We start from the raw sequence: 14,846 nt of genomic DNA on the forward strand, positions 1-14,846 counted from the left end.
AATGACCTCTAATTGAAAGACTATGCTAGTTTTTACACATAACTTGGCTTGTTACTCGACTAATGGTGCAGCAAGTTGCTCGGCAAGTTGTTGTTTTTGTTCTGGGGTATTCACATTGATAAAGGCGTTAGGCTGATCAGCAAAGCTGGTCACTTCATAGTGATGCTTGGCGTACCAAAAATCGATTTTACGTTCACCTGCATCTAGAAATGTTTTCATTGAATCACGTAAACCCGGCTTGAGTAATAACACCACAGGTTGTTCACGTATGCCATCGCTAGCCACAACAAGCTCTGCGCCTGTTTGCTGCATAGTTGCTAGCATTCTGCTGGTTAAATCCTGTGGTAATAATGGGCAATCACAGGGAACTACTAATAATAAGTCTGCTTCAGTATTGCCCATCGCGGTGATCATGCCTGCTAAAGGGCCTAAATAGCCGGAGTCAATATCACTCATCACAGGGTAGCCGAACTCGCTATAACGCTGTTGATTACGATTGGCGTTGATCATAATGCGCTGTACTTGTGGTGCTAATCGAATAATCGTATGGCTAATCATCGGCTGGCTGTTTAACTCGACTAAGCCTTTATCTTCTCCGCCCATACGCCTAGCCATACCGCCGGCAAGAATAACGGCATCAATAGTCGGTTGGTGTTTACTTGGCAATGACATAGTGTGATTCCATAACAGAGTAATCTTGTTGAGTATCTAAATTAGGCACATATTGGCTTGTGTGTATAACATGTTGCTTAATATGCCAATGTTGTTGACATAACGCGGTCAAGCCACAGGTTTGATGGCTACTAATCAGTAAGCCAGTACCTTCTGATTTAAGCTGGTTTATCATGGCAAGCACAAGGCGTTGAGAGTGTTTGTCCATGTTTGAAATGGGCTCATCTAGCATGAGCAATTTAGGCTGACAGATCCAGGCCCTAGCAATCGCTAAACGCTGACGCTCACCGCCTGATAACTCACTGGCGCAATGGTGTATCAAGTCGGTAAGTTGAGCCATTTTTATTGCCTGAACTAAGCGTTGCCGTATTGCTTGTGAGCGAGCTTGTCTTACCGTTAATCCGTAGGTTAAATTGTATTCAACACTGCCATCGAATAAATAAGGGTGTTGATGTAAATACACAGCTTTACCTAGCAAAGACTCTGCTTGCCACCAAGCGGGTTGGCTAAAGCCTTGGCTGTTAATATGCCCTTGTGAAGGAGATATTAACCCCGCCAAAATCTTCATTAGAGTTGATTTTCCTGAACCATTATCACCCTGTAGATAAATGACATCCCCCTGGGTAAAGTTCAATTCGTTGACGGAAAATAGTACTTTTTGATCAAACTGCATCACCACATTAGTGGCATTGATTGTCGCCTTTGTTGTGGAGCGAATCGCTATGGTTGAAGACGATTGTCGAGTCATTAATGACTCCTTGGCAGGGCTTTACCCCGTAATGAGCCCAGAGAGAAATTCAGTACTAATGCCAGAATGAGTAACACTAATCCAAGTGCAATAGCCTGAGCAAAGTCGCCCTTGCTGGTTTCTAACGCAATGGCTGTAGGAATATTGCGGGTGACATTCATAATATTGCCACCGACCATCATAGAGCATCCTACTTCAGTTAAAATTCGACTAAATGCGGCTATAACAGCAAGCAATAATGCCGCTCGTAATTCTCGGCACACAGTCCAAATTGCATGTAACCAGTTCGCGCCTAATGTGCGTGATGTTTCCCACGCGCGGCGGTCGACGCTGGTAAATGCAGCTTGCGATAAGGCCACTAGCACTGGGGCGCAAATTAACATCTGACCAAAAATCATCCCATTTTGGCTAAACAACCATTTTAAATCACCCATAACACCGTTGCGGGTGAGTAATAAATACACTAATAATCCAATAACAACCGTCGGAATTGATTGTAAAGTTTGCACTAGGTTAGTGACAATCCAACGGCCAGGAAAGTGAGTAAAAGCAAGTAAAAAGCCCAGCATGATGGATGGGAACAGGGTGAACAGTAGCGCAGCGAACGAGACGGAAAAAGACACATAAATGATTGACCACACATCGGGGTCAAAAGAGATCAGCAAGCCGAACGCTTGCTGCAAAAGGGCTAACCAGCCTTCACTCATTATTGATAAGTTGCCTTAAACAATTGCTCTCCTTGCACGGTGAACTCATTAATCATTTTTTGTGTAGCAGGGCTGATTAACCAGTCACTTAATGCTTGTGCACCTTGATGATTCAGCTCAGGGTATTTTGTCGGATTAATCAGCATAACTTGATAAGGGTTGGCTAATTCAGCGCCGCCTTCAAAGCTAATAGTTAAGTCCAACTTTGCTTTGTAAGCTACAAATGTACCACGGTCTGTTAGCGTATAAGCTTGTAACTCATGCGCCATTAATAGGGTTTTACCCATACCTTGACCAACCGAAGTATAGCCTGCAAAATCAGGCTTGACGTTAGTTTGTTGCCAAATCTTCAACTCTTTCATATGTGTGCCAGAGTTGTCGCCACGGGAGATAAACGTGCTTGGTTTGGTGGCGATACGCTCAAATGCCTGGATAACGCTTTTAGCATTGTGCACACCAGCAGGGTCATTTTTAGGTCCTAAGACCACAAAATCGTTTTCCATAATGCCGCGAGGTTGAATGCCATAGCCGTCAGCGACAAATTTTGCTTCAGCAGCAGGAGCATGAGTCATCACGATATCTACATCGCCTTGGCTGGCGAGTTTAATTGCCTGACCAGTGCCTGTGGCGATTACCTGTACCGAGTAACCTGATTGTTTTTCAAACCTAGGTAATAATGCGCTTAATAAACCAGAGTTTTCAGTGCTGGTGGTCGTTGCTAATTTTATTACGCTGTGATTTTTATGCTCATGTGCTTGTAATAATGGACTAAAAACTAAGCTGCCCAACACGCTAAATGATGCCGTAATACAGGCGATTTTCTTTAACATTAAATTATCCTTTTAAACGACGATGGAATTGCATAATCCATTACTGGAGGTGTAAGTCTCGGTTTAGTAACCGTTAATACTGTCCGCTGTTAAGCAAGTTAAATGCCAATTACATAATGTGCAAATTCAGTTCACGGCAAAACCTTAATTTGTGAACCAGATCCCACGGTGGTTAAAAACACCTAAGACAAATTGTCCCAAGGTCACTTTTTGGTGGTTCATCCTGACCCAGTTTCTATCATTGAGTGCTAAAGTAACGCCAAGTTGAGCCAAAATGTCCAATCGGAGTAATTATGAGCATCGCTGTAAGCGCTAACACCAGTATGTCGGTTCTAATCGTTGACGATGAGCCTGGAATGCGCAGCTTCTTAACTAAAGCCATGTTGAAAAAATTTGCTCTAGTCGAAACCGCATCAAGTATTGCACAGGCCGAGCAACTCCGCAGCCAAGGTCATTTTGATTTGTTAATCGTCGATATTCGGTTACCCGATCGTTCAGGCATCGAATGGCATGAAGCATTAGATGATACAGACCGTCAGTCCGATATTATTTTTATGACGGGTTATGCTGACATGGATGTGGCGATTAGAGCATTACGAGCGGGCGCATCAGACTTCATCATGAAGCCGTTTCACTTAGAACAAATGATGACAGCTGTTGATCGTTGTATTGAAAAGCGTTTACTAAAGCGTGAAAATTTTATGCTAAAACGTGAGCTGTCCCATGGTCAGTCTTCTACCATCATTGGCAGCAGTGACGCGATTAATGAAGTTAAGCAAGTGATAGAACGTGTTGCTCAAACCAATGCGGTTGTTTTAATTGAAGGCGAGTCAGGTACAGGTAAAGAGCTTGTCGCGCGCCAGCTACATCAGTTGAGTGGACGAGCAGGCCCATTTGTACCGGTGAATTGTGGCGCTATTGCACCAGATCTATTGGCCAGTGAGTTATTTGGTCATATAGCAGGATCATTTACCGGAGCAAAAAGCTCTCGGGAAGGATTATTTAGTTTTGCTTCCGGTGGGACTATTTTTTTAGATGAGATCGGCGAAATGCCGATGAATATGCAAACGGCACTATTGAGAGTGTTAGAACAACGTGCAATTCGCCCAGTGGGTAGTGAGAAAGAAGTGGCAATTGATGTGCGTGTTGTGGCGGCCACTAACCGGTTATTAATTGAAGAAGTCGACCAAGGCCATTTTCGTCGAGATTTGTATTACCGTTTAAATGTACTGAATATTTTAATTCCACCTTTACGTGCTCGTCCAGAAGATGTGGTGGAATTAACCCATCATTTTACGGTACAGATATCACAGGACTTGGGCATTAAACCGGTTCTATGGAGCCATGAAGATTTACAAGTTTTAAAGCAGCATGAATGGCCAGGTAATATCCGTGAGCTTAAGAATATGATTGAGCGATGTATTTTATTAGGTAAGCCCCCTGCAGAATATTGGAAAAAAACTGAACAAGCAGAAACTGTAGATAATTACGGCTACCCCCTAAGTTGGACATTAAAAGATGTTGAAAAACAGCATGTAACACAGGTGGTTGACTCCCATGATGGCAATAAATCGGCAGCGGCGAGAGATTTAGGCGTATCGCGAAAAACCTTAGACAGAAAGTACAAAGATTGGTTTGGGCAAGATAGTTGCGAGGATCAAAAGGAAGCTTAATCGTGTCACTTTTTAAACAAATATTCGGTATCAGTTGGCAACAAATGCAGGCTAAGGTGCGTTATCGACTATTAATTCTGACACTATTGCCGATCTTAATGACATTAATCAGCCTAGTATTTATCACTATTTACTGGAATATTAGTTATACCAGTCAGCAATTGTTTATGAAGGTTAAAGCTGATTTATCGGTTGCTGAAAACACACTACAACAGGTTCAAATCCGTCAAGAGCAACAGCTTGTTCATTTGGCTAATTCATGGGCCTTTCAAACTGCGTTTAGTCAACTCCAACAAGATAAAAATAATCCACAAGCGCAGCAGACTATCGTAGAGGTATTAACGCAAACTCAGCGGCAATTTAACTTAGATTTTTTAAGGTTAATCAGTGTAGAAAAAGTTAAAACAGATCCAGATTTAACAGCATTGTTGCGTAACAAACCTGACTCGCCATCTTCAGGTGTCATGGTGCTTCCCTCTGAGCGTTTAAAGCAGATAAACCCACAATTGGCACAATATGCCACAATTAATCTTAAAACCACTCAAAGAGCGATAGCGCCAAGCAAGCAGCAGGAACATCGCGGCTTAGTGAGTCGAAGCGTACTACCAATAATAAATTCAGACTCTTCAGTGCAGTGGTATCTTGATGGGGGGAATATATTTAATAAAGATACCGTGATAGTTGATTACATTCGCAATCTTGTTTATGACAAAGGGACTTTACCTGCACATTCAATTGGTACTGTGACGATTTTTTTAGACAATGTCAGAGTCAGTACTAACGTGCCAATGAATGCCTCGTCATCACAATATTCTGAACAAAATCGCGCGCTAGGCACCTTAGTGTCAGAAGAGGTGAAGCAAAAAGTACTAGTGGATGGGCAAACTTGGGTTGATAGGGCATTTGTGTTTAATGACTGGTACATTTCCGCCTACGCCCCTTTACTTGATATCTATGGTAAACGAGTGGGTATGGTATATACCGGTTTTTCTGAAGGACCTTTCATTCATAATTACCTACTTAATATTATTGAGTTGGGCAGTATTTTAATGCTGGTATTATTTGGCTCAGGCTTATTGGTTTATCGTGGCGCGTACAGTTTATTAAAACCCATAGAACGCATTCATCAGGTGGTTAAAGCGGTACAATCAGGCCGTAATGTTCGTATCGGTGAGCTCGGTTTAGATCGTGATAATGAACTGGCTCATTTAGCTGAACAGTTCGATAGTATGCTGGACTTATTGCAAAGTCGAAATTTACAGATTCAAGCCGCAGCAGAGCAACTCGAATTAAAAGTGGAGCAGCGCACCAAAAGCTTGCAAGACAAAACGGAAGAGTTACAACGTAATGTCGAATTACTGAATGAAACTCGCCAGCAATTGGTCACCAATGAAAAACTAACCGCATTAGGTGAGTTAACGGCGGGTATTGCCCATGAAATTAATAATCCTACCGCTGTAATTCTAGGTAATATGGAATTATTAAAGTATGAATTGGGTGATCAAGCTGAACAGGTATCAGAAGAGATTGATCTCGTGATCCAGCAAGTGGGACGTATAAGCACTATTATTCGTAGCTTATTGCAGTACAGTCGCCCTGGTGAATTTAATGCCCCCATCGAAATGCATCAGATGACCCCGATTGTTGAAGAAGTTTTAGTCTTGGTACGTCACTCAATACAAAAGCAAGAGGTTGTACTAGTTAAAGCGCTTAATGCAAGTTGTCCCGTTGAGGTTAATCGACCGCAGTTGCAACAAGTGCTAATTAACCTAGTTGTTAATGCCGCCCATGCTATCGAAGCTAGAAATGATACGGGTAAGGGCAAAATTTGGATTCGAACCCAAGACTGGCTTCAAGGTGATGAACCTATAGGAGTGAAAATCGAAATAGAAGATGAGGGTATAGGCATAAACACTGAGCAACTAAGCCGTATTTTTGATCCATTTTATACCACCCGTAAAGACGGCACAGGTTTAGGGTTATCATTAAGCTACGGTATTATCAAACGGTTAGGCGGCACTATTGAAGTGAAGTCTACCGAAGGCAAGGGCACGGTATTTATTATTGGTCTTTATCATAGAGCTAAAGATGAATATACCAATAACCCTTACGAGGGGCTGCAGTTTAACTAAGCATGAGATTGATGTGAACCACTGGTGGCTAAATTAAATGAAGTGTGATGATTAACAGCATGGGGATAGAATTGAGCGGTTTATCATAAACTCACGTAGCCTTATAAATGTGTCGGTTAATAAATTTTAAGCAAAAAAAAGCCGGATGATTAATCCGGCCACAAAGAGTGTGAGCAATGTCGTGCTTGCGAACTCAGCGTAACAATAAAGGTGATGAATCTTTAAAATCGTAACTGAGCTTTGGAACGTAGATGAATAGTAATCATTCTCATTATCGTTTGCAAGTTAAATAAACTTTTTTTTATTCTTTACACTTCATTTACCAACTTTAAGACAATAAAAAAGCGCGATAGCCGATACCATCACGCTTATTATTCTATTATCAAATAGGGTTATAAAATGCGTCTTGAATGTTGATGCGTACTTAATAATTTATCTTGTAATACCCTCAATAACACCCCGTAAACGGGTAAAAACAATCCCAAACTGACAATCAATTTAAAACCATAATCTATGGTCGCTATTTCTGGCCAGTGTTGCGCCATAAAAGTATCGGTAGAGGCATAAAATGCCACACTGAAAAAGACTAAAGTGTCGACTAAGTTACCAATTAAGGTAGACGCAGCAGGGGCTATCCACCACGCACGGGCTTTTCTTAATTGCGCAAATACCGTTATATCCATTAATTGGCCAATAAGATAAGCAATGAAGCTTGCAAAGGCGATGCGGAATACAAAAGTATTGGCTTCGAGTAAGGCGTCAAATTGTTGAAATTGGCCTTGATGAAATAGTACGCCAATTAGATATGACACAATTAAAGCAGGAAACATGGCTTTAAAAATGATTTGTCTCGCAGCTTGCTGGCCAAATATACGCACCGTAAGATCCGTGGCTAAGTACACAAAAGGAAAACTAAATGCTCCCCAAGTGGTGTGATAGCCGAATACTTGAAACGGTAACTGAACCAAGTAATTACTGGCACAAATTATCAGTATATGAAAGCTGACTAAAAATAGCAGCGCACGGCGCGTCTGCGTCGGGGTAAGTGTTAACATCTTGTGGCCTTTTTATTGAGATTAGGCGGGGTGAGGGAACCCGCAATTTTATTGGTTCTGGGTATGCTAGCACCCACAACGTGTACAGAGATTTATTATGATTATATCTTGTGCGGTCATCACCAGTAATAGGTCGCAGCCGACAAGGGGGCAGGATAATACCACTCTAGCAATAAATAGCCCAGCTTAAGCGATAAAGTCGATTGTTTAGCTCGCATATTTCCGAGTGGAATAAGAATAAAGTAACAACAATACATGCACTTAAAAATTATTGAACGACTCTCAAAAAAACTATTAAGTGAGTTGTATGGTAATGTCTATGTCAGTTTTTACGTTTGTAATTAATAAAATCAACAACAAAGCATTTGTTTGTTGTACTTAAATATTTTGGTTTCTTTGATTTGCACGATACCTGTTACAATAAATCATCTTGTATTTACCATGTTATCTATATGTCAGTATCTCTGCTTAAACACAATACCCTGGGACTAGAACAGTCTTGTGATGAACTATTTGTCGTAGATTCTAAAGCGTCTCTTATCGAGAATTGCCTATCCTTATATCACTCAGATAAAGCGTTAATGATACTCGGTGGTGGCAGTAATGTTGTCTTCACTGAAGATTTTGCAGGATCTGTGGTTAAAATTGCGACTAAAGGGATTGCTGTAGAACAAGAAGGGAATGAGGTACTGCTTACTGTTGAAGCTGGTGAGAGTTGGCATGAGCTGGTGGCGTATTGCGTGGAACATAATTTCTACGGTATTGAAAACTTAGCGTTAATACCCGGCACTGTTGGTGCTGCACCGATCCAAAATATCGGTGCTTACGGGGTGGAATTTAGTCAGGTTTGCCATTCTGTCGAGTTCCTCGATCTTGATTCATCACAACTGTATGAAATTATGGCTGCAGATTGCCAATTTGATTATAGAGAGTCTATTTTTAAGCAACAACTTAAACACAAAGCTGTCATTACAGCGGTCAAAATTAAGTTAACTAAAGTTTGGGTGCCGCAGTTGGACTACGCTCCATTAAACACACTTGATTCTACGACTGTCAGTGCGAAACAGGTTTTTGAACTAGTTTGCAAAATAAGACAGTCAAAATTACCAGACCCTGCGGTATTAGGAAATGTTGGCAGCTTTTTTAAAAACCCAATTATTAACACCGATAAATTTGAAACTTTAAAAGATAAATTTCCACAAATAATCGGCTACAGCTTAGAAAATAGTCTAGTAAAACTAGCCGCAGGCTGGTTAATCGAAAATGCTGGGCTTAAAGGGTTTTCTATCGGCGGCGCATCGGTTCATCAACTGCAGGCACTAGTTTTAGTGAACTCTGCTAATGCAACCGGCAATGATATCTGTCAACTCGCGTTACATGTTATTGATGTTATTGAGCAGCGATTTGAAGTATCTCTAGAAACTGAACCTAGGATGATGGCGCAATTTGGAGAGGTCGTTTTATCATGAATGAACATTGGTCGCGTAAACGTTCAATACTGTCCTTGCTGAGCGCAGAACATTTTACTTCTGGCGAGAAAATAGCAAGTCAAATTAGCTTAACCAGAATGGCGGTTAATCAGCATATTGACTCATTATCAGAATATGGTGTTGAGATTTTTAGTGTGAAGGGCAAAGGGTATAAGCTCGCCAACCCAATAGCATTAGTTGATGAAAATAGATTGATTAACCAGATAGATAACAGATGTTTTTATTTTGATGAAATAAATAGCACTAATAGTTTTCTGTTAAGCCACCATGAAGACCTTAAGTCTGGTGATATTTGTGTTGCTGAATATCAATCAGCTGGCCGCGGCAGGCGTGGTAGGCAGTGGCAGTCTCCCTATGGTAACCATCTTTATGCATCCCTATTTTGGCGTTTTGACAGTGATGTAACCAAAGCTATGGGGTTAAGTCTGGTTATAGCGTGCTCAATCGTCAAAGCGTTAACTGATATGGGTGTGACTGGGCTAGGGCTTAAATGGCCTAATGATATTTATTTAGAGGGTAAAAAGCTGGCTGGAATTTTAATTGAAGTGGCGCAAACCAATGCACAACAAACTGAGCTGGTAATCGGCTTTGGGATTAATATGAGTATGTCGGCTGTACAGGGCGAACTTATTGATCAGCCTTGGAGCGATTTAACTAGCCAAAATCAATTGCCCGATAAAACCTTGTTATTGGCAAAGCTACATCAGCACTTAAAAAGTGATATTCAACTGTTTGATAAGCAGGGTTTGGTTCCATTTATTGATTTTTGGCAGCAATACGACTTATTTACTGACAAGCCAATCAAGTTGCTGATGGCGCCTAATGAAGTTGAAGGTGTTTACAAGGGAATAGATCAACAAGGAGGGATTATAATTGATACTAATGAAGGGCTAAAAACCTTTATTGGCGGTGAAATAAGTTTACGACGCGCCTAACTTAGCGCGTGTGAACTTAAGGTTACTTTCTCAGTAAAACATTATCCATTAGGTGATTTTCACCTTTTTTGAGGATCAAATTTGCGCGTTCTCGAGTCGGTTGAATATTCAAGTTTAAATTTGGGCCATTAATCGTGTCCCAAATATTAGCAGAAATGGCATTTGCCTCACTATCGGACAATGCTGCGTAGTGATGGAAAAATGATAATGGGTCGCTAAATGCGCCTTTTCGAAATTGCAAAAATCGCTGCTGGTACCATTCTTTTAATAAATGTTCTTCTGCATCGACATATATTGAAAAGTCGACAAAGTCAGATACAAATGGACGTCTTAAATCAATGGGAGAATCTAGACCTGTTTGTAAAACATTTAACCCTTCAAGTATAAGAATATCCGGTTGTTCTATCACTTGATGTTGATCATGACATCGATCATAGGTCACATGGGAATATAAAGGGGCTAAAACACGCGGTTCACCGGTTTTCACTGCGGAAATGAAGTCGACTAACATTTTCATGTCATAACTTTCAGGAAAGCCTTTGCGCTGGAGTAATCCCTTGCGTTTTAAGTCTGCTAGTGGGTACAGGAAACCATCGGTTGTGACTAAATCGACTTTTGGATGTTCTGGCCAGCGTTGTAATAAGGTTTGCAGAATACGTGCAGTGGTACTTTTTCCAACAGCAACACTACCTGCAATACTGATAATGTAGGGTGAACGAGAAGCGCTTTGCTCCAAGAACTTGTCTACAATCATTCCCCGTTGTTGCTTAGCTCCTACGATAAGGTTAAGTAACCGACTTAATGGTAGATAAATGTCAGTTACTTCATCTAATGATAACTTCTCATTCATGCCCCTTAGGTTTTCAAGCTCTTCCTGACATAATGTTAAGGGAACAGAATTGCGCAACTCCGCCCATTTATGACGTTCGAAGGAGAGATATAGCGCTTGTTGAATGCTGTTTTTCATTAATAAGCCAACTTTATACTGGGTCTGGCACATTACACGATCCGTATTACTGGAACAATACTTTAAGATTCAATTAACTGACCGAATAAAAATAATGGTTAATTATTGGTTATATTTAACGCTTCGCGAATAAAAAAACGACAATTGAGAGTTTATTTAGCTTTTTTATAATTTTTCTATTGCACTTAGCGCCACATTTACCTAATATCCGTTCCCGAAATGATGCGCCGGCATAGCTCAGTTGGTAGAGCAACTGACTTGTAATCAGTAGGTCCCGAGTTCGACTCTTGGTGCCGGCACCATTTTTCTGGAGGGGTTCCCGAGTGGCCAAAGGGATCAGACTGTAAATCTGACGGCTCAGCCTTCGAAGGTTCGAATCCTTCTCCCTCCACCATTTTTTAGGTAGTTAGGTAGCCTATGTAGGTTGCGCGGATGTCGTATAATGGTATTACTCCAGCCTTCCAAGCTGATAACGCGGGTTCGATTCCCGCCATCCGCTCCAAGTTTGTTTGCTGATATGGCTCAATTAATTGAGCAAACCTTAGGTCAAGGTTAGTCGGTATTACTGCCATGCTTATCAGCACAATCCTACAAAAAATAATCGCCTGACTAAAAAATCGATTCGATGTCATATCTATATGCATCGGATTTTTATTATGTGTGTGTTTTCATCACCAAACTATTGGATTGAGGCTATACCATGGCAAAAGCTAAATTTGAACGTAAGAAGCCCCACGTAAACGTAGGCACCATCGGTCACGTTGACCATGGTAAAACAACTTTAACTGCAGCTATTTCTGCTGTGTTAGCTAAGACTTATGGTGGTGAAGTGCGTAACTTCGCTCAAATCGATAACGCTCCAGAAGAGCGTGAGCGCGGTATTACCATTAATACTTCTCACATCGAATATGACACACCAATTCGTCACTATGCACACGTCGACTGTCCAGGTCACGCGGATTATGTTAAAAACATGATCACTGGTGCTGCACAGATGGATGGCGCAATCTTAGTAGTTGCTGCTACAGACGGCCCAATGCCACAAACACGTGAGCACATCCTACTTTCTCGTCAAGTAGGTGTACCTTTCATCATCGTATTCATGAACAAATGTGACATGGTAGATGACGAAGAGCTATTGGAATTAGTAGAAATGGAAGTGCGTGAGCTTCTTTCAGAATACGACTTCCCAGGTGATGACTTACCAGTTATCCAAGGTTCTGCATTAAAAGCGTTAGAAGGCGATGCGGCATGGGAAGGTAAGATTCTTGAGCTTGCAGAAGCACTAGATACTTATATTCCAGAGCCAGAGCGTGACATCGATAAGCCATTCCTACTACCAATCGAAGACGTATTCTCGATTTCAGGTCGTGGTACAGTGGTAACTGGTCGTGTTGAGCGTGGTATTGTACGCGTATCAGACGAAGTTGAAATTGTAGGTGTTAAAGACACAACTAAAACAACTTGTACTGGCGTAGAAATGTTCCGTAAGCTACTTGACGAAGGTCGTGCTGGCGAGAACTGTGGTGTGTTATTACGTGGTACTAAGCGTGATGACGTAGAACGTGGCCAAGTACTAGCTAAGCCTGGTTCAATCAACCCACACACTACTTTCGAATCAGAAGTATACGTGTTATCAAAAGAAGAAGGCGGACGTCACACTCCATTCTTCAAAGGATACCGTCCACAGTTCTATTTCCGTACAACGGACGTAACTGGTACTATCGAATTGCCAGAAGGCGTAGAAATGGTAATGCCTGGTGACAACATCAAGATGGTTGTTACTTTGATTTACCCAATCGCGATGGACGACGGTTTACGTTTTGCTATCCGTGAAGGTGGCCGTACAGTTGGTGCTGGTGTTGTAGCTAAAATTATTGCTTAATTGCGAATTTAGTTAACACTGAAAAAGGAAGCTTAGGCTTCCTTTTTTGTTTTGGCTGCCTGCGTTAAGATAAAACGCAAGTTTTTTACTGATTTATTCGCATAAGACCACCAGTCATGTTGCGAATAGAGCTGAATCAGAATACAATCTATGACCGATTTTTGACCCTGTGCTGTGATAGTTTCTGGGGTAACTCGGGAATGTAGTGGCAGTTCACTGTTGCTAAGCTCAGGTCGTATTGAGTAACGGAATTAACAGATGACAACAAGTACTGAAAGCCAGGGTAATTCTCTGGATATCGTGAAATGGAGCGTGGCTGTATTGCTAGTTTTAGCAGCAGTTATTGCTAACCAATTTTTTGCAGAAGCCAGTGTAGTGGCTCGTGTTGCTGGTGTAATTGTCACTTTTGCAATTGCTGGCTTCATAGCATTTCAAACCGTTAAAGGTAAGCAAGCACTTTCATTTGCTCGCGAAGCACATATTGAAGTGCGTAAAGTGATTTGGCCAACTCGCCAAGAAGCTCTTACCACAACGTTTATCGTTCTTGCTGCAACAGGTGTTGTTGCATTGATCCTTTGGGGATTAGACGCAATCTTATTGCGAGTTGTGAATTTAATTACAGGCGTATAGGCATTTAAACATGACTGAAGCTACAGAAGCGAAGAAAAGATGGTATGTTATTCAAGCCTTTTCAGGTTATGAAGGTCGTGTACTTAAAACACTACTTGAACATATCAAAATGCACAGTATGGAAGATTACTTCGGCGAGATTTTAGTGCCAACAGAAGAAGTCGTTGAAATGCGTGCAGGTCAACGTCGTAAAAGTGAGCGTAAATTCTTTCCGGGCTATGTGTTAGTACAAATGGAAATGAATGATGATAGCTGGCACTTAGTAAAGAGCATTCCTCGTGTAATGGGCTTTATTGGTGGTACATCAGATCGTCCAGCGCCGATTTCAGAGAAAGAAGCAAATAACATACTACAGCGTTTACAGGACACTGTTACTTCGCCGACACATCGTGTTATTTATGAACCAGGTGAAGTGGTTCGTGTGTGTGACGGACCATTTGCAGACTTTAACGGAACTATCGAAGAAGTCGATTATGAGAAGAATCGCGTTAAAGTTTCTGTGATGATTTTTGGTCGCTCAACACCTGTTGAACTTGATTTTCATCAGGTTGAAAAAAGCTGATTAAAATAACCACAAAATATTGATTGTTTGCGGGTGTGGATTTTTGTATAATTCGCACCCGTTGTTTCAGGGGGAGCAAATTGGCATGTCGCCAAGATGCGTTTGAACCCAAATAGAGGAAATGTCGACATGGCAAAGAAGATTGAAGCTTATATTAAGCTACAAGTAGCAGCCGGTGCTGCAAACCCGTCTCCACCAGTTGGTCCTGCTTTAGGTCAAAAAGGTGTGAACATCATGGAATTCTGTAAAGCATTCAACGCTCGTACTGAAAAGTTCGAAAAAGGCATGCCAATTCCTGTTGTTATCACTGTATACAGTGACCGTTCTTTCACTTTTGAAACTAAGACTCCACCTGCATCTTTCCTACTGCTTAAAGCAGCTGGTTTGAAATCAGGTTCAGGCCGTCCTAATACACAGAAAGTAGGAACTATCAAGCGTAGCGCTGTTCAGGAAATTGCTGAATCTAAAGCGGCTGATATGACTGGTGCTGATATTGAAGCGATGACTCGCTCAATTGAAGGTACTGCACGTTCAATGGGTTTGGTAGTAGAGGACTAATA

General features: G+C 41.4%; 14 protein-coding genes and 3 tRNA genes. 11 read left to right on the forward strand and 6 right to left on the reverse strand.

Annotation, left to right across the window (positions count from 1 at the left end):
- Positions 1-51 precede the first annotated feature (51 nt).
- From mobA to ACRWP9_RS02910, 4 genes are read right to left on the reverse strand one after another with little or no spacing between them, the layout of a single operon-like run.
- On the reverse strand, positions 52-672 hold the full coding sequence (mobA, locus tag ACRWP9_RS02895) for a molybdenum cofactor guanylyltransferase MobA (RefSeq protein WP_434927782.1): 621 nt from the start codon (positions 670-672) through the stop codon (positions 52-54).
- Positions 656-1,420 (reverse strand): ABC transporter ATP-binding protein, encoded by a 765-nt coding sequence (locus ACRWP9_RS02900; protein ID WP_434927783.1) that lies wholly within the window; start codon positions 1,418-1,420, stop codon positions 656-658. The genes mobA and ACRWP9_RS02900 overlap by 17 nt, the downstream gene beginning before the upstream one ends.
- Entirely contained in the window at positions 1,420-2,127 is a 708-nt protein-coding gene (locus ACRWP9_RS02905; protein WP_434927784.1) for an ABC transporter permease, read from the reverse strand. Before ACRWP9_RS02905 ends, ACRWP9_RS02900 begins: the two co-directional genes overlap by 1 nt.
- The gene (locus ACRWP9_RS02910; RefSeq protein WP_434927785.1) at positions 2,127-2,957 is read right to left on the reverse strand and encodes a substrate-binding domain-containing protein; all 831 of its coding nucleotides are present in this window, start codon (positions 2,955-2,957) and stop codon (positions 2,127-2,129) included. The genes ACRWP9_RS02905 and ACRWP9_RS02910 overlap by 1 nt, the downstream gene beginning before the upstream one ends.
- 293 nt (positions 2,958-3,250) lie before the next feature.
- Here ACRWP9_RS02910 and ACRWP9_RS02915 point away from each other — a divergent pair, with 293 nt between their 5' ends.
- Positions 3,251-4,630 carry a sigma-54-dependent transcriptional regulator gene (locus ACRWP9_RS02915; protein WP_434927786.1) on the forward strand — a complete coding sequence of 460 codons (1,380 nt, stop codon included), beginning with the start codon at positions 3,251-3,253 and terminating at the stop codon, positions 4,628-4,630.
- Positions 4,631-4,674: 44 nt separating this feature from the next.
- Positions 4,675-6,762, forward strand: a complete 2,088-nt coding sequence (locus ACRWP9_RS02920; RefSeq protein WP_434928908.1) for a sensor histidine kinase — start codon at positions 4,675-4,677, stop codon at positions 6,760-6,762.
- 392 nt (positions 6,763-7,154) lie between these two features.
- Here the strand turns inward: ACRWP9_RS02920 and ACRWP9_RS02925 are convergent, their stop codons facing one another.
- Entirely contained in the window at positions 7,155-7,817 is a 663-nt protein-coding gene (locus tag ACRWP9_RS02925) for a 7-cyano-7-deazaguanine/7-aminomethyl-7-deazaguanine transporter (RefSeq protein ID WP_434927787.1), read from the reverse strand.
- A 446-nt stretch (positions 7,818-8,263) separates the two neighbouring features.
- Between ACRWP9_RS02925 and murB the strand changes: the two genes are divergently transcribed.
- Together murB and birA are read left to right on the forward strand one after the other, a co-directional pair.
- On the forward strand, positions 8,264-9,286 hold the full coding sequence (gene murB, locus ACRWP9_RS02930) for a UDP-N-acetylmuramate dehydrogenase (RefSeq protein ID WP_434928910.1): 1,023 nt from the start codon (positions 8,264-8,266) through the stop codon (positions 9,284-9,286).
- A complete protein-coding gene (gene birA, locus ACRWP9_RS02935) occupies positions 9,283-10,242 on the forward strand; it encodes a bifunctional biotin--[acetyl-CoA-carboxylase] ligase/biotin operon repressor BirA (protein ID WP_434927788.1) in 960 nt (319 codons plus the stop codon). Before murB ends, birA begins: the two co-directional genes overlap by 4 nt.
- Positions 10,243-10,264: 22 nt before the next feature.
- Here birA and coaA read toward each other — a convergent pair whose 3' ends face one another.
- Positions 10,265-11,209: a type I pantothenate kinase gene (coaA, locus tag ACRWP9_RS02940; protein WP_434927789.1), complete on the reverse strand. Its 945-nt coding sequence runs from the start codon at positions 11,207-11,209 to the stop codon at positions 10,265-10,267.
- 226 nt (positions 11,210-11,435) lie between these two features.
- Here coaA and ACRWP9_RS02945 point away from each other — a divergent pair.
- The 7 genes from ACRWP9_RS02945 to rplK all read left to right on the forward strand — a co-directional run bounded on the left by ACRWP9_RS02945 (position 11,436) and on the right by rplK (position 14,844).
- Positions 11,436-11,511 (forward strand) — tRNA-Thr (locus ACRWP9_RS02945).
- Positions 11,512-11,518: 7 nt separating this feature from the next.
- Positions 11,519-11,603: transfer RNA gene (locus tag ACRWP9_RS02950), tRNA-Tyr, on the forward strand.
- Between the two features lie 34 nt (positions 11,604-11,637).
- A tRNA-Gly gene (locus tag ACRWP9_RS02955) sits at positions 11,638-11,711 on the forward strand.
- Between the two features lie 198 nt (positions 11,712-11,909).
- Positions 11,910-13,094 (forward strand): elongation factor Tu, encoded by a 1,185-nt coding sequence (tuf, locus tag ACRWP9_RS02960; protein ID WP_434927790.1) that lies wholly within the window; start codon positions 11,910-11,912, stop codon positions 13,092-13,094.
- 258 nt (positions 13,095-13,352) lie between these two features.
- On the forward strand, positions 13,353-13,724 hold the full coding sequence (gene secE / locus ACRWP9_RS02965) for a preprotein translocase subunit SecE (RefSeq protein WP_226412011.1): 372 nt from the start codon (positions 13,353-13,355) through the stop codon (positions 13,722-13,724).
- Positions 13,725-13,734: 10 nt separating this feature from the next.
- Positions 13,735-14,286, forward strand: a complete 552-nt coding sequence (gene nusG / locus ACRWP9_RS02970; RefSeq protein ID WP_226412009.1) for a transcription termination/antitermination protein NusG — start codon at positions 13,735-13,737, stop codon at positions 14,284-14,286.
- 129 nt (positions 14,287-14,415) lie between these two features.
- Positions 14,416-14,844, forward strand: coding sequence for a 50S ribosomal protein L11 (gene rplK, locus ACRWP9_RS02975; RefSeq protein ID WP_182771917.1), 429 nt, complete (start codon positions 14,416-14,418; stop codon positions 14,842-14,844).
- Positions 14,845-14,846: the final 2 nt, after the last annotated feature.

This window comes from Shewanella sp. HL-SH2 (assembly GCF_051164935.1).
In the GTDB taxonomy this organism is placed as follows: Bacteria; Pseudomonadota; Gammaproteobacteria; order Enterobacterales; family Shewanellaceae; genus Shewanella; species Shewanella glacialimarina.